Here is a 23,981-nt window from a genome sequence, read left to right as displayed (position 1 = left end):
GACGGTTTCCTGAATTTCCCCTGCGCTCTGGCAGGGGAAATTTTTACCGTTAACAACCCGCCAGAATCTCCTCAATGCCGGGTTTCAGCAGTTCGCCCCGCCATCCGGTCAGTAACTCCGGTTTACGCCCCTGTGGCTTAAGACCCCAGTGCTGGCTTAATACCTGATTAATCTGACGTCGTGACGCCAGTAATTCCTGACTGAACCCACTCTGCTCGCTGACCTGCTGCACCAGGGCTTTCATCGCCTTAAACACCTGCTTGTAATCAGGATGGTCGATCAGATTGCCCAGCGGAGCCGGCAGTTCACTTTCATCCAGCGCCTCTGCTTCGGCCACCAGCGCCACCAGCGTTTTACCGTGGAAACGGATTTCATGACCTGACAGCCCCAGATGATCCAGCTCACCCAGTGAACCTGGCATAAAGCGCGCGACTTTCCACAGGTGCTCTTCGCGCACAACAAAGTTAACCGCCATATCCTTTTCACGCGCCAGTTTCAGACGCCAGGCCGCCAGTCGCTGCAACGCGGCCAGTTGACGCGGACGCAATTGCCAGGCATTGGTGATATCCCGCCAGGCTTCATCCGGCGAAAGGCTATCCAGACGACGCTGACAAAGATTGTCGCACTCACTGAGCGCCGCCGCCATGTTGCCGGCCTCTTCAGTGTTGATCATCAGCTGGCGCGCAATCGGCAGCAGATAGTGAACGTCTGCCGCCGCATATTCGCACTGACGCTGGGTCAGAGGGCGTGCCAGCCAGTCGGTGCGTGATTCACTTTTATCGAGTTCGACCTGCGTGAAATGCGCCACCATTGAGGCAAAGCCCCAGGAGAGCGGCTGGCCGGAGAAGGCCGCCAGAATCTGTGTATCGATCATCGGTGTCGGCAGCACGCCGAAACGGTGCAGGAAGACTTCCAGATCTTCACCTCCGGCATGGAGGAATTTGGTGACACGGGTGTCGGTAAGCAACGCAATAAAGGGTGACCAGTCACGGATATTCAGTGGGTCAATCAGCACCAATTGGTGATCGTCGAACAGCTGGATCAGGCCAAGCTGAGGATAGTAAGTACGGGTACGGACAAATTCGGTATCCAGTGCCACCGCCGCCTGCTGGCGCGCTTTCTGACACACGTCTGCCAGTTGATCATCCTGGTCGATAAGGGAATAGTTCACGTCTGATTTCCACCGCAGCTAACAACGCGCGGCGCTCCATGTTAAAAACAATAAAAACGCCGGACATGCCGGCGTTCAACCTCAATTTTGCCCGGATTCAGCTCGCGCCGGGTTTTACCTCGTCACGCAACTCGCGCCGCAGAATCTTGCCGACGTTGGTTTTGGGCAAATCATCACGAAACTCAATGATCTTCGGCACCTTGTAGCCGGTCAACTGACGGCGGCAGTGATCGAGCACGTCTTCTTTAGTCAGTGACGCGTCTTTTTTCACGATACAGACTTTTACGGCTTCGCCAGAAAGATCGCTCGGCACACCAATTGCCGCCGCTTCACGCACTTTAGGATGCTGCATCAGCACATCTTCGATTTCATTCGGATAGACATTAAAACCGGAGACCAGAATCATATCTTTTTTGCGGTCAACGATGCGGATAAAGCCTTCCTGATCAACGGTAACAATATCACCGCTGTGGAGCCAGCCATTTTTCAGCACTTCCGCTGTCGCTTCCGGATGCTGCCAGTAGCCCAGCATCACCTGGGGACCTTTGATGCAGAGCTCACCCGGCTCACCTGGCGGCACTTCGTTGCCATCGTCATCCAGAATCCGCACGTCTGTCGAGGGCACCGGCAGGCCGATACTGCCGGTATGACAGCTGATGTCATACGGATTGACTGACACCAGCGGCGAACATTCGGTCAGGCCATAGCCTTCCAGCAGATAGTGTCCGGTTAGCTTTTCCCAGCGTTCCGCCACCACTTTCTGCACAGCCATCCCGCCACCGGCCGAAAGACGCAGCGTTGAGAAATCGAGCTTATTGAACTGCTCATCGTTGAGCAGCGCATTGAACAGCGTGTTCACGCCAGTGATCGCGGTAAACGGAAATTTACCCAGCTCCTTAACGAAGCCAGAAATATCACGCGGATTCGTGATCAGCAGATTCTGACCGCCCAGCTCCAGGAAAAGCAGGCCATTCACTGTTAAAGCGAAAATGTGATAAAGCGGCAGCGCAGTGACGACAAACTCTTTACCGTCGCGCAGCACTTTACCGTAAGTCGCGCGGGTCTGCTCCAGGTTCGCCTGCATGTTGCGATGGGTCAGCATTGCCCCTTTGGCTACGCCGGTCGTGCCGCCGGTGTACTGCAGGAAAGCGAGATCGTCATTTGAGACGGTCGGACGCTGATAATTGAGTGTGGCACCCACGTCCAGAACATGACGAAAGGAGATGGCGCCAGGCAGATGATATTTAGGCACCAGCTTCTTCACATACTTGACGATAAAGTTAACCAGCGTCGCTTTTATGGGTGCCAGCTGATCGCCCATCCGCGTCAGAATGACATGACGCACCGCGGTTTCCGCCACCACTTTTTCCAGCGTGTGGGCAAAATTCGAGACGATGACGATGGCGCTGGCACCGCTGTCATTGAGCTGATGCCTGAGTTCACGTGGCGTATAGAGCGGGTTAACGTTGACCACCACCATGCCAGCGCGCAGCACACCAATCAGGGCCACCGGATACTGCAATAAGTTAGGCATCATCAGGGCCACGCGGTCACCCGCTTTCAGGCCCAGTTGCTGCTGGAGATAGGCGGCAAACGCGCGGCTCTTCTCCTCCAGCTGACGGTAACTCATCTTCTGACCCATGTTTATAAACGCGGGTTGATCAGCGTAGCGTTTTACGGCCTGCTCAAACAGATCCACCAGCGAGGTGTAACGATCTGCACTTATTTCGGCAGGCACATCTGCCGGGTAGCGTTTCAGCCAAACCTTATTCAAGGATTCACCCCGATAATTATGTTGTATTTCCATCGCTGCCTCAGCCAATCTGTTTTTTTAACAATATTTTAACTGATTGTACCAGTTTGCCTGGTTTGGCATGTTGAGGTTGCGAAGTGCATCACTAAATTTCGTGCAGCGAAAACAGGCAAATAAAAAGCCCGGCAGCGAGCACCGCAACCGGGCTGGATATCACCTTTTTCACCGTTACTCGGTCAGTATGGTTTGCACCTCAGTCGGCCCACTGTTAACCATACCCCAGTAAGGATTTGGGCCCCAGTAGCCGCCGCGATGACGAGTCGGACCATACCAGATCCAGGGATCCATTGGCTGAGGCGGTGCTGTTACCTGTTGCGCGAGACGCCAGCGCTGGTAACCTCGTACATCGATAACGGCAAATTTATAATCTGCCTCACCAATTTTGCCCTGCTCCGTTCCCTTCAGGGTACCCAGCACAGTGACATACTGGTTTCTGACATCCACTGGATCAACGAAGCCGTGGATATCGGCATAAATCCGCCCCACCGACGCCGCCCCCAGACGCGGTCTGGCGCTATCGTCCAGCGGCTGTGCAGCAATCTCAAGCCGGGTTTTGCCGTTCAGATTAGTGACATTCACGACCTTGCCGCCAAAGCGAGATTCCTGCCCGACGAAGATCGAAGGATCGCTCATGACCCGCAACAAATCCTGCTGCGGCTGAGGCGAGCTGCCCTGCAGTGTGTCGGGAATCGAGACACAACCGGTTAACGCCAGCACACAGGTCAGCAGCAGACCTGAAAGCCCTTTACCACACATTGACGACATAGACGTTCTCCCGTTAGGTAAAGACTTAGACTGGACGCATAACAATAAGTTGCGTGCATTTTACCGGCCAGGTAATTTTTTCCAGGCGACTTCATTACGCAGATAAGTGGGCTCCGCCGTCTCCGGCAGCAGCGTATTCCCCTGCGCCAGAGCAAGTATCGCCAGCGGCAGCATATCCTGAGCGGCAGGCAGCGTGACCTCACTGGCAATCAGCGTCAGTTCATGTCCCTGCTGCAGGCCAGGATAAGCCTGCCAGCCGGTGCCAGCGGTCATCCATTCACCAGAGAGCGACTGCATGCGTGCCAGTGCCGCTTCCGGCGACAACACACTTTCGCTGGCTTCGCCCTGCCAGGCACCGTGCTCATCACGCTGATATTCGGCCCAATAGACTTCGCCCATCCGCGCGTCAATCGCCGTTAATACCCGGGTTGCCCCGTGAAGGCGCCATGCGCCTTCCGCCAGCGTCGCGAGGGTAGAAACCGCGATCATCGGCAGTGCTGCGCCCAGTGCAAGGCCCTGCGCAATGCCAATGCCAATGCGTACGCCAGTAAAACTGCCCGGGCCGCGACCAAAGGCGAGCGCGTCCAGTTCGGTCAGTTCCAGCTGCTGTGCCAGCAGGAGCTCTTCGACCAGCGGTAAAATACGCTGGGTATGATCACGCGGGGCGATCTCGAATCGGGCATCAATCTGTTGCTGATTCAGCAAGGCAGCTGAACAGGCTTCTGTCGCCGTATCCAGCGCTAAAATTCGGGCTGACATGACCACCTCAGAAGAAAGAAAACGGCGCGCATATTAGCATAAAATTATGCGTCTGGTTCGGGTTGCTGACGGATAAAGGCGATGGCGCGGTCAATGTCCCGGGTGCGCGGCGTAGGTGGCAGGCTGTTGAGAAATAACGCGCCATAAGGACGCGATACCAGCCGCTGATCGCAAATCACCAGCACACCCCGATCATCCGTATCACGGATCAACCGCCCCACCCCCTGCTTCAGCGTGATCACGGCATCCGGTAGCTGCACATCCGTGAAGGGATCGCCGCCACGAATCCGGCAATCTTCCATTCTGGCTTTTAACAGGGGATCTTCCGGCGAGGTGAACGGCAGTTTATCAATAATGACCAGCGACAGCGCATCACCCCTCACATCAACCCCTTCCCAGAAACTGCTGGTCGCCACCAGCAGGGCGTTGCCTTTGTCGATGAACTGTTTCAGTAACTGACCTTTGCTGGTTTCACCCTGTACCAGCACAGGCAGGGTCATTGAGGCGCGAAATTCTGCCGCCAGTTCACGCATCATCAGGTGCGATGTGCAGAGGAAGAAACAGCGGCCTTTGTTGGCATCGATCAGCGGTTTCATCATCGCGGCCAGCTGGCGGGCGCCGCCGGGACGGTTAGGCTCAGGCAGATTGCGCGGCACGCAGAGCAGTGCCTGCTTCGCAAAGTCAAACGGGCTATTCAGAATCAGGCTCTTTGCCGCATTCACACCCAGTCGTTCGGCGAAATGGGCCATTTTTTCATCCACCGCCAGGGTGGCCGAGGTGAAGATCCACGCCGCTTTACGGTTGTCCATCACCTCCCGGAAGCGTTCAGCGACCGAGAGCGGCGTCAGCGCCAGAATAAAATGACGCGACGTACATTCATACCAGTAGCTGTAGCCCGGCTCGTTAATCGCCCGTAACCGTTTTAAGCGGGTACGGTAAAGCGCGGCGCGCTCAAAGGCGGCATCCAGCAGAGCTGAACGACCCAGCGAGAGTTTGATAACGTCGTAACAGAGCTCCAGCGCATCGTCCAGCAGGGTGAACATGCGCAGTATCTGGTTATCGCTCAGCAGTTCGCGCAAATTACCGCGATAACCCGGATCGCCTAATGACAGGCGGAAATCCTGTGCGCATTGCGCCAGTCGATCAGCTGATTTCTGCAGTTGCTGGGCATCACGCACTTCCGTGCGGTAGGCGGTAATAATATCTTTAGCCAGATCGAGTAACTGGCGGCTGGAGAGTTGCTGACCAAAATACTGGCTGGCGATATCGGGCAACTGATGGGCTTCATCGAAGATCATCACATCAGCCTCGGGAATCAATTCGCCAAAGCCCCCCTCTTTTACCACCAGGTCGGCAAGAAACAAATGGTGGTTAACGACCACCACATCAGCGTCCATGGCGCGCTTACGTGCCATGACCACAAAACACTCTTTATAGCGCGGACAATCCGTGCCCAGGCAGTTGTCGTTGGTGCTGGTCACCAGCGGCCAGATCGGGCTATCTTCGGTCACACCCGCACAGCTGCTGATGTCGCCATCTTTTGTCTGTGATGACCAACTGCGCAGCGTCACCAGATCGGTTAGCGCCTGCACGGTGAGCTCACCACCGGCCATCGACTGCTGTTCCATGCGTTCCAGGCAGAGATAGTTAGATCGCCCTTTCAGCAAGGCCGTTTTCCCTTTGAACTTCAGTGCCTTAATCATGGTGGGCAGATCGCGGCCATAAAGCTGATCCTGCAGCGCTTTTGAGCCGGTGGAGACAATGACTTTTTTTCCGGCCCGCAAGGCGGGTGCCAGGTAAGCATAGGTTTTGCCGGTGCCGGTGCCGGCTTCAACCACCAGTTCACCCTGCTGTTTTACGGCTTCAGATACCGCCTGCGCCATCTCACGTTGTGCTTCACGCGGTTTAAAACCTGCGATCGCCAACGCCAGTGCGCCATCCACTGCAAAATCGTCTGCCACATACCCTCTCTAAGAACGGCAAAAACACTGTAATTATGTCAGTATTGGATAAACAAATCAAAATCGATAAATATCAACAGGTTGAGGTTTTAGCCGTTTCAGGTGCGGCGGTACGTGACCCGAAAGTACGATAAGAAAACCTGAAATTTTACCGCTTCATTAAATACCCTGCTGAATAAGCTAATTAATAACAGGGACATTATTCCATTCGCTTTTTAATCTGTAAGGCGATAAACCGCCGTGCATCCGCGCAGGAATCGCTAAAGGTTTTCATCGATGCGAATGTCAGTGAGACTAATGACTGAAGGATTTTATCCGGGCAGTTTATCTGAACAACCCGAGCGGTCAGAGGTCATCACCAGGGTGTTGTTTAGCCAGATTCCAGCAACCCGGGTAAAGCTGAAAAGGCGCGGAGAGAAGTGAGTCAATGAGACCGGTGTAGAAACCGCAAAACTGCGCGACTGACGGTTTTGCGGCGTGAGTCAGAATTCAGAAGAAATAGAGGTCGTCAGACAACCGTTTCAAACGCCTAAACATCCTTTTCTAAGGGATCGTTTTCCTCATCCTCTTCTTCATCTTCCGGATAGATCTCAGCATCATCTGGCAGCGGTTCATCGTAATCAGGACGTTCAGACATAATTACCTCCGGTGATAAATAGCAAGGCTGCTATTTCAACTGATCATAGTTAACACTCACTGGAGGCCGCACACTTTCCACCTGAAATGTGAACCAAACGTGAATTCACTGTAATGGACTGAAAACAGCCCAACCGCACCTTGCTAATGATGCAGGTACAGTGCACCCGCCAGCATGATGATGAACAGCACGGCAAAGGTAACAAATCCCTGCTTACTGCCTTTGGATAACCCCACAAATGCCGCGATAACAATAAACAGCAGCGTCAGAGCGCCAGCCATTACCCAAAAAAGATACTGCGTATTCGCCATGCTTTAATCCTCAACCTGTGGCGCAATCTCATGACTGATTTATAACATTTTTAAGCCGCCAGTTCCCCTAATTCCGTGTTTCTTATCCCCTGTCAGCGCTAACAGCAGGCGCGATTAAGGACACTTCATTGTCAGCGCAGTTAGCGCCACAGTGTGATGCAGTTATCAAATGCAAATGAACACATCAGGTAATCAAAAGGCAGGATTATAATGATTAAATCAGCTTACTGTTGGGATGTGGCACCCGTAGGCTGATGTGCTGAGACTGGCTTAACATTGCCCTTCAGGTGATGTTTCGCAGATGGCTAAACCCGACTGCCTGTTTCAGGCGGAGGTACATCATGAATTATGTCCGCATCGGATCTCTGGCTGGCGTACTGCTGCTCTGCGGCTGCCAGGCACCTACCCCTGATCAGGCTCGTCTGCAGCAACCCGTTTTCCAGGGCCAAAGCGCCCGCACCGTCCCTCAGCTCAGCGACTGTATTTATCGCGGCTGGTCCACCACCAGCGTCATTGCACGGGATAACACCACCCACACCCAGCCGAACGGCAGTGAGATCAGCGTCTTTACCTGGGAAGATTCTATTTTTGCGGATGTTTCGCCCCGCCGAAAAGGTGCTGATGTGAAATATTTCACCACCTTCCGGATGTCCCCGGAAGTGATGGCAGACAGACAGGCGATTGTTGAGCGCTGCCTGTAAAGCGTAAGAGGTGACAGCGATATCAGGAGTGTGCCAGGCTAATGCGCAATTAACCAGGGAGAAACCGATGAGTATTACCCGCATTGACCCGGAACATCGTATGTCCGAAGCCGTCATTCATAACGACACAATCTATTACACCAGTGTGCCCGAAAATCTGGATGCCGACGCAGAAGCACAGACCGCCAATGCGCTGGCGGTGATTGACGCCATTCTGACCCGGCTCGGTAGCGATAAAAGCAAAATTCTGGATGCGACGCTGTTCCTGGTAGATAAAGCCGACTTCCCCGCCATGAACCGCGCCTGGGATGCCTGGGTTTCGCCGGGCAATGCGCCGGTGCGCTGTACGGTTCAGGCCGGTCTGCTAAATCCAAAATACAAGATCGAAATTAAAATCATCGCTGCACGTTAAACCTGCCGGGCGTTATTCCTCTTCGTTTTCGTCATCTTCGTCTTCGAATAACGCCCGAATACGTTCGCCCTTGTGATTTTCGCGGATTTCCTGCGCCACCTGGGCGATTGCTTCACCGCTCGATAGTCCGCCTGCCATCAGCGCCTGAATACGTTCGACGGCCTGTTGTTGTTGCTCATGAGAGAGAGCCGGTAATCCAATAAACATTTTTTACTCCTGCGTTGGGTCAGACAGTATCCCACGTGGAACTAACAGGTGCCAGTGAGGAAAAAATATGTCAGTCTGACCGCCTCTTAGCTTTCTGATTTGTCTGCCCGATGATTGTTGAAACCCTCACGCTTGATTATACCCCCGATGCGCTGACTCAGCGTTTCGCCACCCTTGCCCATCTGCCCTGGGCGATGCTGCTCTCCTCCGCGCAGGCCAGCCACAGTGACAACCGTTTTGATCTTCTGACCGCCGATCCCCGCGCCACCCTGGTGACCCGCGGCGCAATCACGACGCTCAGCGACCCAACCGGTACAACCGAATCAACCGCCGATCCCCTGTTGCTGGTGCAGCAACAGTGTGATGCGCTGGGCGTCACACCTGCATCCAGCGAGACGCTGCCGTTTCAGGGCGGTGCGCTGGGGCTGTTTGGTTATGACCTGGGCCGCCGGTTTGAGTCCCTGCCGCAGCGGGCTGCAGCCGATCTCACTACGCCTGACATGGCCGCAGGAATCTATGACTGGGCATTGATTGCCGACCATCATCAGCAAACCCTGACGCTCGTGGCGTTGAGCAATGTTGAAGAACGTGCCGCCTGGCTGGCACAGTGGCCTGTACGCGAAACTGTACCCTTTTCGCTGACAAGCCGCTGGCGCTCTAATATGAGCTATGCCGAATACGCCGCGCGCTTTGCCGCCGTTCAGGCTTATATTCAGGCCGGTGACTGTTATCAGGTAAACCTGGCACAGCGTTTTCAGGCGGGTTATCAGGGTGATGAGTGGCAGGCATTCACTCTCCTCAATGCGGCTAACCGCGCACCCTTCAGCGCGTTTCTGCGGCTGCCTGACAGTGCAATTCTCAGCCTGTCGCCGGAACGCTTCCTGTCGCTGAATAACAAGCAGATTGAAACTCGCCCCATTAAAGGGACCCGACCACGCTGTGACGACCCGATTGCCGACGCACAACAGGCGGAGTCGTTGCGCCATGCGGAGAAAGATCGGGCTGAAAATCTGATGATTGTTGATTTGCTGCGCAACGATATTGGCCGTGTGGCGCGACCCGGTTCGGTTACGGTGCCAGAGCTGTTTGTGGTTGAACCCTTCCCCGCCGTGCATCACCTGGTGAGCACGGTGCGGGCGCAGCTACCTGACAGCCTGCAGGCCACTGATTTACTGCGCGCCTGTTTTCCTGGCGGCTCGATAACCGGTGCACCTAAGATTCGGGCAATGGATATTATTGATGAGCTGGAACCGCAGCGCCGCAATGCCTGGTGCGGCAGCATCGGCTATATCAGCCTGTGTGGCCGGATGGATACCAGCATCACGATTCGCACGCTAATCGCCGAAGGCCAGCAACTCTACTGCTCTGCCGGTGGCGGATTGGTGGCTGACAGCGATCCGGAAGCGGAGTATCAGGAAACGCTCGATAAAGTCAGCCGGATCTTACCGACACTTGAGCAGGCAGGAGGTTCAGTTGGCACTGACGATTGATGTTTTTCGCAGCCGTTTTTTATTGCAGCAACCCGCCCGCAGCACCCAGCGTCTCTCAGGACGTCATGCTGCGGTGCTGGTGCCTATTGTGGCCCGTCCTGAGCCGGGTTTGTTGCTGACGCAGCGTTCGCAGGCCCTGCGCAAGCACGCCGGACAGGTCGCCTTTCCCGGCGGGATGCAGGATGACACCGACGCCTCACTGATCAACACAGCACTCCGTGAAGCGCAGGAAGAGGTCGGCATCGATCCGCAGCAGGTCGAGATACTGGGTGCGCTGCCTGCCGTCACCAGCAGCACCGGCTTCCAGGTCACGCCCGTGCTGGGCATTATTCCGGCCGATTTACGACTTACTCTTAACCCGGATGAGGTCAGCAGTGCTTTTGAGATGCCGCTGGCCGAAGCTCTGCAGCTAAGCCGCTACAGCGCGCTGGAGGTGCATCAGGCCGGTGTACGCCATCCGGTCTGGCTCTCGCGCTACCAGGATTATCTGGTGTGGGGCATGACCGCCGGAATCATCCGTTCATTGAGCACCCAGATCGCCTTCTGAAACCTTTTTGCCTGTTTTTTCACAGATGCTCGCCAGCGACCTGCCGGGCTGCGCTATAATTTTTTCTATCGTTTTAGATAAGTTTATTTCATGCGAAAAAGCGCTCTTTTCCGGTGCATGACTATTACTATGGGCGCCATAAACTGCCCCGGCAGACTGAGAATAATTGTGAGGAGTGTCACCTGTGATTAGTGTTTTCGACATGTTCAAAGTGGGCATCGGCCCATCGAGTTCGCATACTGTCGGCCCGATGAAAGCGGGTAAGCAGTTTGTGGATTTGCTGTGCGAACAGGAAAAGCTTCAGGAGGTGACCCGAATCGCCGTAGATGTCTATGGTTCTCTGTCTCTGACCGGCAAAGGCCATCATACGGATATCGCGATCATCATGGGTCTGGCGGGTGAATCGCCCGATACCGTGGATATTGATGCGATACCCGCGTTTATTAAAGATGTCGAACAGCGTGAGCGGCTGCTGCTGGCGAAAGGCGCGCATGAAGTCGATTTTCCGCGCGAAGGCGGCATGGTGTTCCGCAGCGAGAACCTCTCGCTGCATGAAAATGGTCTGCGTCTGCTGGCGTTTGCAGGTGACCTGCTGATTCTGTCGAAGACCTATTACTCCGTTGGCGGCGGTTTCATCGTTGATGAAGAGCACTTTGGGCAGTCGGCACTGGATGAAGTGTCAGTGCCATGGCCGTTTCATTCCGCTAAAGATCTGCTGGCGCACTGCCATGAGACCGGCCTCTCCCTCTCTGGCCTGGTGATGAAAAATGAGCTGGCGCTGCACAGCCGCGATGAGATCTATGCCTATTTCACCGATATCTGGCAGACGATGCAGGCCTGTATCGATCGCGGTCTGAATACCGAAGGTGTGTTGCCCGGACCGCTGCGCGTGCCACGTCGTGCTGCCTCACTGCGTCGCCTCCTGACCTCCTCCACTAAGCACTCCAGTGACCCGATGATTGTTATCGACTGGATTAATATGTATGCACTGGCCGTCAACGAAGAGAACGCCGCAGGAGGTCGTGTCGTCACCGCACCAACAAACGGTGCCTGTGGCATCGTGCCGGCGGTGCTGGCTTATTACGATCACTTTATCGAGCCGGTAACCCCCGATATTTTTCTGCGCTATTTCCTTGCCTCCGGCGCCATTGGCGTACTGTACAAAATGAACGCATCTATTTCCGGTGCTGAAGTGGGTTGCCAGGGTGAAGTGGGTGTGGCCTGCTCCATGGCGGCGGCCGGTCTGGCCGAGTTGCTGGGCGGCAGTCCTGAGCAAGTCTGCGTGGCCGCTGAAATTGGCATGGAGCACAACCTGGGACTAACCTGTGACCCGGTTGCCGGTCAGGTTCAGGTGCCCTGCATTGAGCGCAATGCTATCGCCTCAGTTAAAGCCATTAACGCGGCGCGAATGGCACTGCGTCGTACCAGCGAACCTCGCGTCTCGCTGGATAAGGTTATTGAGACGATGTATGAAACGGGCAAAGATATGAACGCTAAATACCGCGAAACCTCACGCGGCGGTCTGGCAATTAAAGTGCAGTGTGATTGAACGAAACGTTTAAATGTTTAAATAACGTTCAACTGTAATAAAATCCGCATCCTGCGCTATCTCAGCGCAGGTTTTAACGGTAGAGTGTTTTCCGCGCAACCGTCCGGCTTTCGTCGCTTTCCAGACCCGCTTTTCTGCATTTCGGCCTCAATATTGATCTGGCCGTGCCGATACTAACCCCGTAATTTTTTGCTTTATTCTGGCTTTTTGGGAAGGTGGATACTGATGTTTATGGCCCAGCAATTTGTTGGACAATTCAGACGCAAGCGTTTGCTCATAGCATTCTCAATCGCCATCGTGGTCATGATATTGACGCTGGCCTTTCGCTATTTTGAAGAAAAGTCACGTATTGAACGTCAGGCAATGGATTTCGCCAATAAAGCGATTATGCGGTTTGACCGGATGTTTTCGCCGCTGGAAGTTTCCGCGAATAATACGCTGGGCCTCGTGGGTGTACCCTGCAACAATGTTCGTTTTCCACTCATCGAAAAAATCTCTTCTCTGCAGACGCTCCGGGCGATTCTGCTGGTGGATAACGATGTACTTTACTGCTCCAGTGTTTATGGACCCCGCGCGATTCCTTTTAGCCAGACCTGGCCCGACCTTGCCTATAATGGCGAGCGTATGACCCTCTCAACCGATGATTATCTTCTCAAAGGCTCACCGATTTTAATGTTGTGGACGCCAAAAAGCCCGGATAACCGCTCAGGCATTTTGCAGGTAATTAACATCGAAATGATGAGCAATTATCTGCTGGAGCCGCAGTTACCCTGGGTTGAACGCGCCGTGTTTAACGTTAACGGACAGAGCCTGGAGTATGGTAATCCGTTGATCGAGTCGACAGTCGCTGCAGACGATGAGGTGAGCTATGAACAAGGCTCGCTGCGCTATCCATTCACGCTTACACTCTATGGCCCCTCTCCTACCCGATCGGCGCTGGCAACGCTTCCCTCACAGCTGCCGCTGGCAGTGCTGCTGAGCCTGCTTATGGGCTATATCGTCTGGCTGGCAACCGCAAATCGCATGAGCCTGAGCTGGCAAATCAGTTATGGCATTACCGCCCGCGAGTTTATGGTTTATTGCCAGCCACTGATCAATAGCAAAAGTGGTCAGTGCGACGGTATTGAGATACTGATGCGCTGGCATAATGCCCGTCAGGGCTGGATTGCGCCGGATGTTTTTATTCCGCTGGCTGAGCGCCAGAATCTGATCAAGCCGCTGACGCGCTTTGTGCTGAATGAAGTGGTGAGTCAGCTACCGCTCTTGCCCACGGATCCCGGCTTCCATATCGCTATCAACGTGGCTGCCAGTCATTTCCGGGACGGCGCAATTATTGAAGATCTGCAAAAGCTGTGGTGGCCCGCCTCGCCAGTGCCGACACTGATGGTGGAGCTCACCGAGCGGGATGCACTCCCGGTGGTGGATCAATCGGTCATTACGCAGCTGCACGATATCGGCGTTCAGCTGGCGATTGATGACTTCGGCACCGGTCATAGTTCACTCTCCTATCTGAAAGACCTGCAGCCCGACGTGCTGAAAATAGACAAAATTTTCACAGCAGCTATCGGCACTGACGCCATCAACGCGACGGTAACGGATATGGTGATTTCGCTGGCCCAGCGCCTGAACATCAGTCTGGTTGCTGAGGGCGTGGAAACGGCTGTGCAGGCGGCTTATCTGCGCGAACGCGGCGTGGATCATCTGCAGGGTTACTATTTTGCCCGTCCGATGCCGCTGCAGGATTTTCCGGCGTGGCTGTTACTGCACCAGGCCGATACCCACAGATAAAAAAACAGCCGCGACGTTGAAGCAGCGGCTGTCGGGAAGATTTACCGCGGCCGGTTATGCCAGCCGCGCCTTAGCAACAACGTGAAGAATTAACCCTCTTCATCTTCGTCATGCGGTTTATCTTTGGTGACACGCACCAGATCGATGCGGTAGTCGGTCGCTTCGATGATCTGGAAATGCAGCGGAGTGATATCAATTACATCGCCAGGCAGCGGTAACTGCCCTTTCTGCTCAATCAGCAGACCGGCCAGCGAGGCGTGGTCCTCTGTCGGATCGACCAGCTCATGGAAATCGAGCAGTTGCTGCAGCGAATGCAGATCGGTCCCGCCCTTAACTAACCAGCCATCACCGTCCGCCACAATATCAGGCGTTTCATCTTCATCCGGGAATTCACCCGCGATCGCTTCCAGCACGTCCAGTGGCGTGATCAAACCCTGGACCACACCAAACTCGTTGGTGACGATAACGAAGCTACCTTTGGCACGGCGCAGCACGCCAAGCAGGTTAATCGGATCCAGCGTCTCCGGCACCACAATGGTCGGGCTATTGGCCGCAAAGGTTGCCACATCCACGCCATGCTCCAGCGCCACCAGCAGCTCTTTAGCGCGCACTACGCCGACAATTTCGTCCAGCTCACCCCGGCAGACCGGAAACAGACTGTGGGGGGTATCAAGCAGCTGACCGCGAATCTCATCCACCGGACGATTCGCATCAACCCAGGAGATTTCACCGCGCGGCGTCATGATGCTGCGAATTGAACGTGACGCCAGGGTCAGTACGCCATTAATCATGTAACGTTCTTCATCTTTAAACGCTTCCTGCGGCATCGCTTCCGCCAGCGCAGCCTCTTCGCTGCTGCTGGTGTTGCTGTTACTGGCCATCTGGGCACGATTGCGGCCTCCCATCAGGCGCAGAATCGCCTCTGCGGTACGTTCACGCATCGGACGGTTGGACTGATGGCGGATAAAGTTTCGACGCGCAATCTGGTTAAACATCTCAATCAGAATTGAGAAGCCGATTGCCGCATAGAGATAACCTTTAGGAATATGGAAGCCGAAGCCTTCTGCTACCAGTGACAGACCGATCATTAACAGGAAGCTCAGACAGAGCACCACCACGGTCGGATGCGCGTTAACGAAGTTAGTTAACGGCTTAGACGCCAGCAGCATCACACCCATCGCAATCACCACAGCCGTCATCATCACCGGCAGGTGGTTGACCATACCTACAGCCGTAATCACAGCATCCAGCGAGAAGACCGCATCCAGCACCACAATCTGCGTCACGACTGCCCAGAAACTGGCATATCCCCGATTACCTGATCCGTCGAGCTGCCGGTTCTCCAGCCTCTCGTGCAACTCCATCGTCGCCTTAAATAACAGGAACAGACCACCCGCCAGCAGAATTAAATCACGACCCGCAAAGCTGAAACCGCCTACGCTGAAAAGAGGTGTTGTCAGCGTCACCATCCAGGAAATCAGTGACAGCAGGCCCAGACGCATAATCAGTGCCAGCGACAGGCCAATCAAACGGGCCTTGTCACGCTGCTTTGGCGGCAGTTTGTCGGCCAGAATGGCAATAAACACCAGGTTATCGATGCCGAGTACGATTTCCAGCACGATGAGCGTCAGTAAACCCGCCCAGATTGAGGGGTCGAATAAAAATTCCATTATTTATGACTCCAGAACAGGGAACAGATTGAGCCGGTGCGTATCAGCGCAGTGAAACGTGACATCCGGATGGTCGGTAAAGCGGTGAAAACGCCGCGAGGCGAAGGGTGACGCGCCAGCAGGCGCAAAGAACAGGTTAAGCGACGTCGGTGACGATCCATAAAGGTGGGCTGAAGCCCGTTACTCCTGAGTATTAAACAGAACGTTAATGTATCAGGTCGGTGATTTGCGTCAAAAAATTTTCTTATTTTTACAATCTGCAGAGCGGATGATCGGGCGCATAAAAAGGGTGACTCGCCTCTTCACAGGGTGAATAGCTGACAGACATCACATAATTTATTTTTTCGATCACTAAAATAAATCGCGACTTTATCGCCTTAACGTCATTAACCCATGTTTTTTCGACGCTAAACCGATTAATCGAATCACCCGGTTAAAACAATAACCAAAGCATGACTCAATACAGTTCATTGACTCAGATGAGCATCTCTAGCGAACGGAGGTAGCACGTGACCATTGCGATTGTAATTGGTACACACGGCTGGGCAGCGGAACAACTGCTGAAAACAGCAGAAATGCTGTTGGGCGAGCAGGACAATGTCGGCTGGATAGATTTTGTCCCTGGTGAAAATGCAGAAACGCTGATTGAAAAATATAATGCACGACTGGCAGAACTGGATACCAGCAAAGGGGTCCTGTTTTTAGTCGATACCTGGGGTGGCAGCCCGTTTAATGCGGCCAGCCGTATCGTCGTCGATAAGCCCCAGTATGAGGTCATCGCCGGGGTCAATATCCCGATGCTGGTCGAAACCCTGATGGCGCGCGATGACGATCCCGGATTTGACGAACTGGTCGCCGTCGCGGTCGAAACTGGCCGTGAAGGGGTTAAAGCCCTGAAAGCCAAAGAAGAAGCACCGGCACCGGCTGCGGTAAAACCGGCCGCTGCAGCGCAACCGGCTAAACCGATGGCACCTGGCGATCACATGAAAATCGGACTGACGCGCATAGATGACCGTCTGATTCATGGACAGGTCGCGACACGCTGGACGAAAGAGACCAACGTTCAGCGCATTATCGTGGTCAGTGATGAAGTGGCCAACGACCACGTGCGTAAAACCCTGCTGACGCAGGTCGCCCCGCCCGGCGTGACAGCCCATGTGGTGGATGTCGATAAAATGGTGCGGGTGTGGAATAACCCGAAGTATGGTCAGGATCGCGTGATGCTGCTGTTTACCAATCCCACCGATGTTCTGCGCGTGGTGGAACAGGGTGTGGATATTAAAACGGTGAACATCGGCGGGATGGCATTCCGCCAGGGAAAAACCCAGGTGAATAATGCAATCTCGGTTGATGAAAAAGATATTGCCGCCTTCCGAAAACTCAACGAACGCAATATTGAACTGGAAGTGCGTAAAGTTTCCAGTGACCAGAAACTGAAAATGATGGATCTGATTGCGAAAGTTAACGCGTAACAGAAGCACTTCTGCGCCTGCGTTTCCGGGCTCGTCGTTATCCTGCTGAGGACAAGAAGTATGATGGAAATAACCTCGCTACAAATTATTTTAATTTTTATTGTCGCCTGCATTGCCGGTATGGGGTCGATTCTGGATGAGTTTCAGTTTCACCGACCGCTGGTGGCCTGTACTCTGATTGGTATCGTGCTGGGTGATATGAAAACCGGCATTATCATCGGGGGTACGCTGGAGATGATTGCACTGGGCTGGATGAACATCGGTGCCGCCGTGGCCCCTGATGCCGCCCTCGCCTCCATTATCTCGACCATCCTGGTGATCGCCGGCGGTCAGAGTGTGGGTGCCGGTATCGCGCTGGCCATTCCGCTGGCGGCGGCCGGACAGGTGCTGACCATTATCGTGCGTACCCTGACTGTGGCCTTCCAGCACGCAGCTGATAAAGCCGCCGAAAAAGGTAACCTCACGGCCATCTCCTGGATCCATGTCTCTGCCCTGTTGTTGCAGGCGATGCGTATCGCTATTCCGGCGCTGATTGTGGCGATTTCGGTCGGCACCAGTGCGGTTCACGCCCTGCTCAGTTCTATCCCTGAAGTCGTCACCAACGGTCTGAATATCGCGGGTGGCATGATTGTGGTCGTCGGTTACGCGATGGTCATCAACATGATGCGCGCAGGCTACCTGATGCCGTTCTTCTATCTCGGCTTCGTCACCGCGGCGTTTACCAACTTTAACCTGGTGGCGCTGGGCGTAATTGGCGTGGTCATGGCCGTGCTCTACATCCAGCTCAGCCCGAAATACAACCGTGTAGCAGGCGCACCCAATGGTGCAGCAACCGCAAACGATCTTGATAACGAACTCGATTAAGGAACAGGTGAGCACATGGTTGATATTACGAAAGTCGAAAAGAAACTGACAGCCGGAGATGTTCGCGCCGTCTTTATGCGCTCGAACCTGTTCCAGGGCTCATGGAACTTTGAACGTATGCAGGCGCTGGGCTTCTGCTTCTCTATGGTGCCGGTGATCCGCCGTCTCTATCCGGAGAACAACGATGAGCGTAAGCAGGCAATAAAGCGTCATCTGGAGTTCTTTAACACCCATCCTTATGTGGCCGCGCCGGTACTGGGCGTCACCATGGCGATGGAAGAGCAGCGTGCCAACGGCGCACCCATCGACGATGCGGCGATTAACGGCCTGAAAGTCGGCCTGATGGGACCGCTGGCCGGTGTCGGCGACCCGATCTTCTGGGGCACGGTACGTCCGGTGTTTGCCGCGCTGGGTGCCGGTATCGCAATGAGCGGCAGTCTGCTGGGGCCGTTGCTGTTCTTTGTGCTGTTTAACCTGGCGCGTCTGCTAACCCGCTACTACGGCGTGGCGTATGGCTATCGTAAAGGAATCGACATTGTCAGCGACATGGGCGGCGGTTTTCTGCAGAAGCTCACGGAGGGCGCCTCGATTCTGGGCCTGTTTGTCATGGGGGCGCTGGTCAACAAGTGGACGCACGTTAACATCCCGCTGGTCGTCTCGCGCATCACCGACTCCACCGGTAAAACCACCGTCACCACGGTTCAGTCGATCCTTGATCAACTGATGCCGGGCGTGGTGCCGCTGCTGCTGACCTTTGGCTGTATGTGGCTGTTGCGTCGTAAAGTGAACGCGCTGTGGATTATCGTCGGCTTCTTCGCCATCGGTATCTTTGGTTACTGGATCGGCCTGCTCGGTCTGTAATTTCACCCGGCCGGGAGCCTGCGCTCCCGGCTTTTAAGCGTGGTGAGCTGAGCCACAACCGGCTGAGCTCACCCTGTTTGAGGTAGATGTGATGTCTTTAACTGACGCGTTGATTGCGTGTTGTATCGCCGCCCTGATGGGGTTTGCCGTTTACCATGAGGCGATTCTGCCGCGTCGGCATGGCCCCACCCGCTTAAGGGTCACGCTGCGCAGGCAGCATAAACTCGACAGCCTGATTTTTATCGGTCTGCTGCTGATTTTGCTGTGGAACAACGTCAGTCATCACGGCCCGCAGCTCACCACCTCTCTGCTGATGATGCTGAGTTTTCTGGCGTTCTGGCTCTTCTGGCTGCGAAAACCTACGCTACTGATGAAGAATGATGGATTGTTTTACGCCGGTGTCTGGATCGATTACCGGCGGATTCAGGTGATGAATCTCTCTGAGGATGGCATTCTGGTGATTCAGCTTGAACAGCGTCGACTGCTGATAGCGGTGCAGCAACTCGACGATCTGGAGCGCATCTATAACACCCTGGTAGAAGCGCGTTAGTCGCGCTGCCACATCGTCAGGCTAAAGTCGGCATCGCAGCTGAACTGCTCGCTCTGCTTCAGCGTTTGCCAGACCTCCTCCCGCGCCCGCCAGGCGAATGGCGTCATCTGCAACAGGGTTGTCGCGGCTGCACTGGTTAATGCCATCGGGTAACGCAGCGCCTGCTGTGTCACCTGCGTGAATCCGGGGTACGCTTTCTGCTCCGGCACATGCAACTGCACTTCGCGGTAAATCAGCGCTTTAAACTGTTGCAGATGATGCGGGCCAGGTGTGACCGTCAATACCAGGCCACCCGGCTTCAGCACGCGTGCCAGTTCTGCTTCATTGCAGGGGGCGTAGATGCGTACCACCGCATCCAGGGCCTGATCGGCAAAGGGTAAGCGCTGGCTGGAGGCGACGCAGAAGCGCACCGCAGGATAGCGCTTTGCCGCCAGACGGATTGCCATTCGGGCAACATCCAGCCCATAAATCTGTGCCTCTCCGCCTGCCGCCTCAGCCAGTGCGGCGGTGTAGTAGCCTTCGCCACAGCCTATATCAAGAATTTTGCACGCCGGCTGGGTCAGTGCCGGGCTGAGCAGGCTGACCACCTGATCACGAAGCGGTTGGTAGTAGCCTGCCTCAAGAAACGTCCGCCGTGCCTGCATCATCTCTGCACTGTCACCTGGCTCCCGTGAGCGTTTGTGCTGAACGGGCAGCAAATTGACGTAGCCTTCTTTCGCCTGATCAAACTGATGGCGATTTTCACAGCACCAGCTGCGGTTTGTGAAGGTCAGAGGTGAGTGGCAAAGAGGGCAAATCAGGGACATAAGGTGCTCCGGCATCAGATAACGCGGCGCAGTGTAACCTTATCGTTTACGCATCGGAAGCATAAAGAAAGCCCCGGCTGAGAAGCCAGGGCTTTGAGATTCCGTGTCAGGGTGCGACGCACCGAGGCGGAGTCGAATCAGATAGCAGTTACGTTAACTGCTGCCGGGCCTTTCTGGCCGTCCTGAATTTCGAACTCAACGCTCTGGCCTTCAGCCAGGGTTTTGAAACCATTGCCCTGGATAGCAGAGAAGTGTACGAACACATCTTTGCTGCCGTCAGCAGGGGTGATAAAACCAAAACCTTTAGACTCGTTGAACCACTTAACCTGACCTTTAATCTTTGCCATTTTGCAAATTCCTTTAGATGTTTATTTAGCCCGAAGGCTGTCATACAGAAAAACCAGAGACATTACTGCATGAGGCACTAATTAAGGTTCGGCAAGGAAGCGGTATTCAACGTCAACGTCTTTACTCGTACTTCTTTACTGAAGATGCCATGCATAAACAGAACTGTACCTCGTTTAACTCAGGAATTGTTATCACATATCCTAAAAATAATGGCAAGCCATTTTTAGGGGCTCAGAGAGCCTGTGCACATAATTGCCAAAAGGCTCACATTGCCTGTCAGGTGGGTTTACGCATGTCTGCACGAATAAGGCCCCTGCCCGGCCAGCGCGGTGCCACGTTGCGGCTGCCAGTATGAATTCGATGGATACCATAAGAAATTAATATTTCACAAATATGGCAATTGCAGAATGATAAAGCGAAGCGGTAACGGTTGAAGATATCAGAAATCTGACGTCAATCCTGTACACCGCTGTTTATTTTTGTACAAACAACATTTTTTTGCACCAAAACCATGAGTAACACATTAGCCTTGCGTCAAATAAAAGCATCGAAGACAATTTTTCTTATTAATAATTTAACTTTCGATTTGAAAAATTGATATCAGATAAAAAAGTACTGGCTTTTATTTATCCATCAGGGTTTAGGATAATTCCTGGGCGTCATTATTCAGCCTTCGGCTTTCACCTATTCGCCAGGGCGTGAAGCCGTCGTTTCGCTCGTTTGCCCGCAGCAGCGCATCTGCCAGTTCTTTTGGTGGCGCATCCAGTGACTCATCGGCCAGTTCGTACACACCCCAGTGGATCGGCAGCGTTAACGGCCTGCCGGCTGCCTGCCACAGCGCCACCGCCTGATCGGGATTCATATGCTGGCTTGCCATGAACCATTCAGGTGCATAGGCGCCAATCGGCAAAGCGGCCAGGTTGAACGGCCCCAGTCTGCCCGGAATGTCCAGCAGGCTGTCGCTATAACCGCTGTCGCCCGAAAACCAGAAACGTACGGAGGCAGACCGCACAACCCAGCCGCACCAGAGCGAACGGTTTCGATCGCGTAGCGTTCTCATGCTCCAGTGACGTGCCGGAACGGCATCAAAACAGAGGCCATTGACCGCAGTCTGCTGCCACCAGTCGAGCTGATGCACCTGTTTCACGCCCCGCGCCCTGCACCACTTAGCCAGACCCAGCGGCACAATAAAGGTTGCCTGAGGGAAACGCCGGACAATAGCTTTAACGGTCGTCCGATCAAGATGATCGTAATGGTTATGAGAAATCAGCACCACATCCAGACGCGGCAGATCAGCGATACTGAGCGGCGCAGGTGTTTTTCGCTGTGGTCCGGCAAATGAGAACGGCGAAGCGCGTGAGCCGAGTGCAGGATCGATCAGGATATATTGCTCGTTCAGCCGCAACAGCACGGCAGCATGCCCCAGCCACCAGATGCGATCGTCACTGCCGCGGATGTCGGCTGGCTGCCACCATTGATCGGTGAACGCCGCATAGCCCTGCTGTGGAGGATGCGGCAGCCCCTGAGCCTTACGCTCTCTGCGCCAGCGCTGCAGATCGCCTGGCTGGCGCTGCTCCGGTTCTGGACTACAGAACCCCTCGGGCGTATGGTGCGCTTTACTGCTGTCATACCACGGATTTTTCCAGGCCATCCTGCCTCTCTGCTGTGATTAACGTTCCGGAATTAACCGGATAAAGTCCCGTTTCTCCGCATCTTCATCGGTTTTTTTGACCTCGGAGACGGGCTGCATCTCAATCAGACGGCGCAGCAACTGGTTCTGTTTCTTCTGCTCTTCCAGCAACGACGCCAGTAAGTGAATTTGCTCTCCGGCGCGAACGCTGGCCCGGTTAACAAAGAACCAGGCAATAAACGCCACAATTAAAATAATGACCATCAGGCCATAACTGACCAGCGGTCCCGGATTTGCGGCTAACTCATTCATAACTGCCTCATAAAACAAAGTGAAAACGCCAACCCCCTATTCTACCTTTAGCCATCACAAAAGATAATGGGGATCACGTCAATGCAGATTTTGCCGTTTCAGTTATCTCTGATCGATCCTGCCTGAAAACCGAGGCATGCTGATATCATCATAACCGGCAGCACCAGGTTGTGCGCTGAGTTATCTTTCACAAGGAGACATAATGAAACTGTTGATTCGCACGATAGGCTTGCTAGCGGTGATCTGGCTGGCGATGCTGTTTACCGGCTATGGCGTATTAACCGGCAGCACTAAAAATGCAGCCGGACTTGGCCTGCAATGCAGTTATCTGACCGCTCGCGGCGTGATCAGCGCGCAGTATCTGCACACTGACAGTGGTGTAGTGGGCGTAACGGATTGCCCGTTGCTGAAGAAAAGCGGAGAAGTGATCGATAACTAGTAGTATGGCGGGCCGGATGGCCCGCTGTTTTCAGAACGGGTAGTCGTGATAGCCCATCTCTGATGAAAGCGTGCGCGCCGCACGATGCAGCATGGCCACGTAATCCTGACGGGCATCTTCTGAAAAACGAATGGTGGGAAAAGAGATACTGAGTCCCGCAATCACCACGCCAAATCGGTCGAATACCGGCACGGCGAGGCAGCGCAATCCCTCTTCCTGTTCTTCATTATCCTCACCATAACCCTGCGCTCTGACCTGATCCAGCGTCGTAATCAACGCCTCCGCGCTTAACAGCGTATTGGCCGTGCTACGTTTAAACTCCACATCCCGTAGAATCTCCTCCACTTCGCTTCGGTCGCGCCAGGCCAGCAGCACTTTACCGATCGCAGTGGTATGCAGCGGATTACGACGACCAATGCGTGAATACATACGCAGGTTATAGAGCGAGTCGATTTTGTGGATGTAGACAATACTGTCCTCTTCCAGCGCGCCCAGATGAATCGTCTCTTTGGTCAGACGCGACAACTCACGCATCTGCACATCCGCGCTGCGGATTAAATCAACGTTCTGTAATGCTTTTGCACCCAGCTCAAACAGCTTCAGCGTCAGTGAGTACTTCTCGCTCTCGCCTTCCTGCGTGACATAGCCCAGCGACTTCATGGTCTGCAGAAAACGGTAGACGGTGCTTTTTGACATCATGACGCGCTGCGCGAGCTCAGTAATACCATGATCGCGCTCTTCGCCCAGCGCCTGCAAAATGCCAAACACTTTAAGAACAGAAGAGACCGAATCAGGCTGTTTATCATTTTCACCAATGGACATCGCGCACCTTATTAAACCTGTTTCAAAAAAAATGGAACGGATAGTCAGTATAGAGTGAGGCGCAGCATGGCAGCAATGCTTTAACCCATGCGTCAT

24 protein-coding genes are annotated in these 23,981 nt (G+C 54.2%); 11 read left to right on the top strand and 13 right to left on the bottom strand.

Annotated elements, in window-relative coordinates; all coding sequences use genetic code 11:
* Positions 1–49 precede the first annotated feature (49 nt).
* The 6 genes from rnd to IAI47_RS08815 form a co-directional block, all read right to left on the bottom strand.
* Positions 50–1,171, bottom strand: a complete 1,122-nt coding sequence (rnd, locus tag IAI47_RS08840) for a ribonuclease D (RefSeq protein WP_187961269.1) — start codon at positions 1,169–1,171, stop codon at positions 50–52.
* Positions 1,172–1,268: 97 nt separating this feature from the next.
* Positions 1,269–2,945 (bottom strand): long-chain-fatty-acid--CoA ligase FadD, encoded by a 1,677-nt coding sequence (gene fadD / locus IAI47_RS08835; RefSeq protein ID WP_143756059.1) that lies wholly within the window; start codon positions 2,943–2,945, stop codon positions 1,269–1,271.
* A gap of 207 nt (positions 2,946–3,152) precedes the next feature.
* Positions 3,153–3,749: a Slp family lipoprotein gene (locus tag IAI47_RS08830; RefSeq protein WP_003852709.1), complete on the bottom strand. Its 597-nt coding sequence runs from the start codon at positions 3,747–3,749 to the stop codon at positions 3,153–3,155.
* Positions 3,750–3,809: 60 nt separating this feature from the next.
* Positions 3,810–4,508: a tRNA (adenosine(37)-N6)-threonylcarbamoyltransferase complex dimerization subunit type 1 TsaB gene (gene tsaB / locus IAI47_RS08825; protein ID WP_008925317.1), complete on the bottom strand. Its 699-nt coding sequence runs from the start codon at positions 4,506–4,508 to the stop codon at positions 3,810–3,812.
* Positions 4,509–4,552: 44 nt separating this feature from the next.
* Positions 4,553–6,469 (bottom strand): ATP-dependent DNA helicase, encoded by a 1,917-nt coding sequence (locus IAI47_RS08820; protein WP_008925318.1) that lies wholly within the window; start codon positions 6,467–6,469, stop codon positions 4,553–4,555.
* A 780-nt stretch (positions 6,470–7,249) separates the two neighbouring features.
* The gene (locus IAI47_RS08815) at positions 7,250–7,417 is read right to left on the bottom strand and encodes a hypothetical protein (RefSeq protein WP_003852701.1); all 168 of its coding nucleotides are present in this window, start codon (positions 7,415–7,417) and stop codon (positions 7,250–7,252) included.
* 341 nt (positions 7,418–7,758) lie between these two features.
* Here IAI47_RS08815 and IAI47_RS08810 point away from each other — a divergent pair, with 341 nt between their 5' ends.
* Both IAI47_RS08810 and IAI47_RS08805 read left to right on the top strand, forming a co-directional pair.
* Positions 7,759–8,118, top strand: coding sequence for a hypothetical protein (locus IAI47_RS08810; RefSeq protein ID WP_003852700.1), 360 nt, complete (start codon positions 7,759–7,761; stop codon positions 8,116–8,118).
* Between the two features lie 67 nt (positions 8,119–8,185).
* Positions 8,186–8,530, top strand: a complete 345-nt coding sequence (locus IAI47_RS08805; protein ID WP_003852699.1) for a RidA family protein — start codon at positions 8,186–8,188, stop codon at positions 8,528–8,530.
* A gap of 12 nt (positions 8,531–8,542) precedes the next feature.
* Here IAI47_RS08805 and IAI47_RS08800 read toward each other — a convergent pair whose 3' ends face one another.
* Positions 8,543–8,737 carry a YoaH family protein gene (locus IAI47_RS08800; RefSeq protein WP_003852697.1) on the bottom strand — a complete coding sequence of 65 codons (195 nt, stop codon included), beginning with the start codon at positions 8,735–8,737 and terminating at the stop codon, positions 8,543–8,545.
* Between the two features lie 110 nt (positions 8,738–8,847).
* On the opposite strand from IAI47_RS08800, the gene pabB reads away from it, so the two are divergent.
* From pabB to IAI47_RS08780, 4 genes are all read left to right on the top strand, one after another.
* A complete protein-coding gene (gene pabB, locus IAI47_RS08795; protein ID WP_008925320.1) occupies positions 8,848–10,227 on the top strand; it encodes an aminodeoxychorismate synthase component 1 in 1,380 nt (459 codons plus the stop codon).
* Positions 10,211–10,774: a CoA pyrophosphatase gene (locus IAI47_RS08790; protein ID WP_008925321.1), complete on the top strand. Its 564-nt coding sequence runs from the start codon at positions 10,211–10,213 to the stop codon at positions 10,772–10,774. Before pabB ends, IAI47_RS08790 begins: the two co-directional genes overlap by 17 nt.
* A 184-nt stretch (positions 10,775–10,958) precedes the next feature.
* Entirely contained in the window at positions 10,959–12,323 is a 1,365-nt protein-coding gene (locus tag IAI47_RS08785; protein WP_003852693.1) for an L-serine ammonia-lyase, read from the top strand.
* A gap of 225 nt (positions 12,324–12,548) precedes the next feature.
* Complete coding sequence (locus IAI47_RS08780; protein WP_003852692.1) at positions 12,549–14,111, top strand: EAL domain-containing protein; 1,563 nt, start codon at positions 12,549–12,551, stop codon at positions 14,109–14,111.
* Positions 14,112–14,200: 89 nt separating this feature from the next.
* Here the strand turns inward: IAI47_RS08780 and IAI47_RS08775 are convergent, their stop codons facing one another.
* Positions 14,201–15,781, bottom strand: coding sequence for a TerC family protein (locus IAI47_RS08775; RefSeq protein WP_003852691.1), 1,581 nt, complete (start codon positions 15,779–15,781; stop codon positions 14,201–14,203).
* 509 nt (positions 15,782–16,290) lie between these two features.
* Here IAI47_RS08775 and manX point away from each other — a divergent pair.
* The 4 genes from manX to IAI47_RS08755 all read left to right on the top strand — a co-directional run bounded on the left by manX (position 16,291) and on the right by IAI47_RS08755 (position 19,528).
* Positions 16,291–17,253: a PTS mannose transporter subunit IIAB gene (manX, locus tag IAI47_RS08770; protein ID WP_003852689.1), complete on the top strand. Its 963-nt coding sequence runs from the start codon at positions 16,291–16,293 to the stop codon at positions 17,251–17,253.
* A gap of 63 nt (positions 17,254–17,316) precedes the next feature.
* Complete coding sequence (locus IAI47_RS08765; RefSeq protein ID WP_033743088.1) at positions 17,317–18,117, top strand: PTS mannose/fructose/sorbose transporter subunit IIC; 801 nt, start codon at positions 17,317–17,319, stop codon at positions 18,115–18,117.
* A 15-nt stretch (positions 18,118–18,132) separates the two neighbouring features.
* Complete coding sequence (locus IAI47_RS08760; RefSeq protein WP_003852687.1) at positions 18,133–18,978, top strand: PTS mannose transporter subunit IID; 846 nt, start codon at positions 18,133–18,135, stop codon at positions 18,976–18,978.
* A 91-nt stretch (positions 18,979–19,069) separates the two neighbouring features.
* On the top strand, positions 19,070–19,528 hold the full coding sequence (locus IAI47_RS08755) for a DUF986 family protein (protein WP_008925323.1): 459 nt from the start codon (positions 19,070–19,072) through the stop codon (positions 19,526–19,528).
* On the opposite strand, the gene rlmA is transcribed toward IAI47_RS08755, so the two are convergent.
* The 4 genes from rlmA to IAI47_RS08730 all read right to left on the bottom strand — a co-directional run bounded on the left by rlmA (position 19,525) and on the right by IAI47_RS08730 (position 22,624).
* On the bottom strand, positions 19,525–20,334 hold the full coding sequence (gene rlmA / locus IAI47_RS08750; protein WP_008925324.1) for a 23S rRNA (guanine(745)-N(1))-methyltransferase: 810 nt from the start codon (positions 20,332–20,334) through the stop codon (positions 19,525–19,527). The two genes, IAI47_RS08755 and rlmA, sit on opposite strands and share 4 nt — an antisense overlap.
* 137 nt (positions 20,335–20,471) lie before the next feature.
* Positions 20,472–20,681 carry a transcription antiterminator/RNA stability regulator CspE gene (gene cspE / locus IAI47_RS08745; protein WP_003852684.1) on the bottom strand — a complete coding sequence of 70 codons (210 nt, stop codon included), beginning with the start codon at positions 20,679–20,681 and terminating at the stop codon, positions 20,472–20,474.
* Between the two features lie 641 nt (positions 20,682–21,322).
* Positions 21,323–22,333: an MBL fold metallo-hydrolase gene (locus IAI47_RS08735; protein WP_008925325.1), complete on the bottom strand. Its 1,011-nt coding sequence runs from the start codon at positions 22,331–22,333 to the stop codon at positions 21,323–21,325.
* Between the two features lie 18 nt (positions 22,334–22,351).
* Positions 22,352–22,624, bottom strand: a complete 273-nt coding sequence (locus tag IAI47_RS08730) for a YebO family protein (RefSeq protein ID WP_008925326.1) — start codon at positions 22,622–22,624, stop codon at positions 22,352–22,354.
* A 202-nt stretch (positions 22,625–22,826) separates the two neighbouring features.
* On the opposite strand from IAI47_RS08730, the gene IAI47_RS08725 reads away from it, so the two are divergent.
* Positions 22,827–23,063 carry a YobH family protein gene (locus IAI47_RS08725; RefSeq protein ID WP_003852681.1) on the top strand — a complete coding sequence of 79 codons (237 nt, stop codon included), beginning with the start codon at positions 22,827–22,829 and terminating at the stop codon, positions 23,061–23,063.
* A 30-nt stretch (positions 23,064–23,093) separates the two neighbouring features.
* Here the strand turns inward: IAI47_RS08725 and kdgR are convergent, their stop codons facing one another.
* Positions 23,094–23,885 (bottom strand): DNA-binding transcriptional regulator KdgR, encoded by a 792-nt coding sequence (kdgR, locus tag IAI47_RS08720; RefSeq protein WP_003852680.1) that lies wholly within the window; start codon positions 23,883–23,885, stop codon positions 23,094–23,096.
* Between the last annotated feature and the right edge of the window lie 96 nt (positions 23,886–23,981).

The sequence above is a fragment of the Pantoea sp. MT58 genome (assembly GCF_014495885.1).
In the GTDB taxonomy this organism is placed as follows: Bacteria; Pseudomonadota; Gammaproteobacteria; order Enterobacterales; family Enterobacteriaceae; genus Pantoea; species Pantoea eucalypti.
This window is presented reverse-complemented; position numbering and strand designations above follow the sequence as displayed.

Coding starts and splice junctions, on each gene's coding strand:
- IAI47_RS08765 (WP_033743088.1), top strand. CDS start 17,317: ATGGAAATAACCTCGCTACAAATTATTTTAATTTTTATTGTCGCCTGC.
- IAI47_RS08815 (WP_003852701.1), bottom strand. CDS start 7,417: ATGGCGAATACGCAGTATCTTTTTTGGGTAATGGCTGGCGCTCTGACG.
- cspE (WP_003852684.1), bottom strand. CDS start 20,681: ATGGCAAAGATTAAAGGTCAGGTTAAGTGGTTCAACGAGTCTAAAGGT.
- IAI47_RS08775 (WP_003852691.1), bottom strand. CDS start 15,781: ATGGAATTTTTATTCGACCCCTCAATCTGGGCGGGTTTACTGACGCTC.
- IAI47_RS08730 (WP_008925326.1), bottom strand. CDS start 22,624: ATGAATGAGTTAGCCGCAAATCCGGGACCGCTGGTCAGTTATGGCCTG.
- tsaB (WP_008925317.1), bottom strand. CDS start 4,508: ATGTCAGCCCGAATTTTAGCGCTGGATACGGCGACAGAAGCCTGTTCA.
- IAI47_RS08830 (WP_003852709.1), bottom strand. CDS start 3,749: ATGTCGTCAATGTGTGGTAAAGGGCTTTCAGGTCTGCTGCTGACCTGT.
- IAI47_RS08800 (WP_003852697.1), bottom strand. CDS start 8,737: ATGTTTATTGGATTACCGGCTCTCTCTCATGAGCAACAACAACAGGCC.
- rlmA (WP_008925324.1), bottom strand. CDS start 20,334: ATGTCCCTGATTTGCCCTCTTTGCCACTCACCTCTGACCTTCACAAAC.
- kdgR (WP_003852680.1), bottom strand. CDS start 23,885: ATGTCCATTGGTGAAAATGATAAACAGCCTGATTCGGTCTCTTCTGTT.
- IAI47_RS08760 (WP_003852687.1), top strand. CDS start 18,133: ATGGTTGATATTACGAAAGTCGAAAAGAAACTGACAGCCGGAGATGTT.
- IAI47_RS08735 (WP_008925325.1), bottom strand. CDS start 22,333: ATGGCCTGGAAAAATCCGTGGTATGACAGCAGTAAAGCGCACCATACG.
- IAI47_RS08810 (WP_003852700.1), top strand. CDS start 7,759: ATGAATTATGTCCGCATCGGATCTCTGGCTGGCGTACTGCTGCTCTGC.
- IAI47_RS08755 (WP_008925323.1), top strand. CDS start 19,070: ATGTCTTTAACTGACGCGTTGATTGCGTGTTGTATCGCCGCCCTGATG.
- IAI47_RS08805 (WP_003852699.1), top strand. CDS start 8,186: ATGAGTATTACCCGCATTGACCCGGAACATCGTATGTCCGAAGCCGTC.
- IAI47_RS08780 (WP_003852692.1), top strand. CDS start 12,549: ATGTTTATGGCCCAGCAATTTGTTGGACAATTCAGACGCAAGCGTTTG.
- pabB (WP_008925320.1), top strand. CDS start 8,848: ATGATTGTTGAAACCCTCACGCTTGATTATACCCCCGATGCGCTGACT.
- IAI47_RS08725 (WP_003852681.1), top strand. CDS start 22,827: ATGAAACTGTTGATTCGCACGATAGGCTTGCTAGCGGTGATCTGGCTG.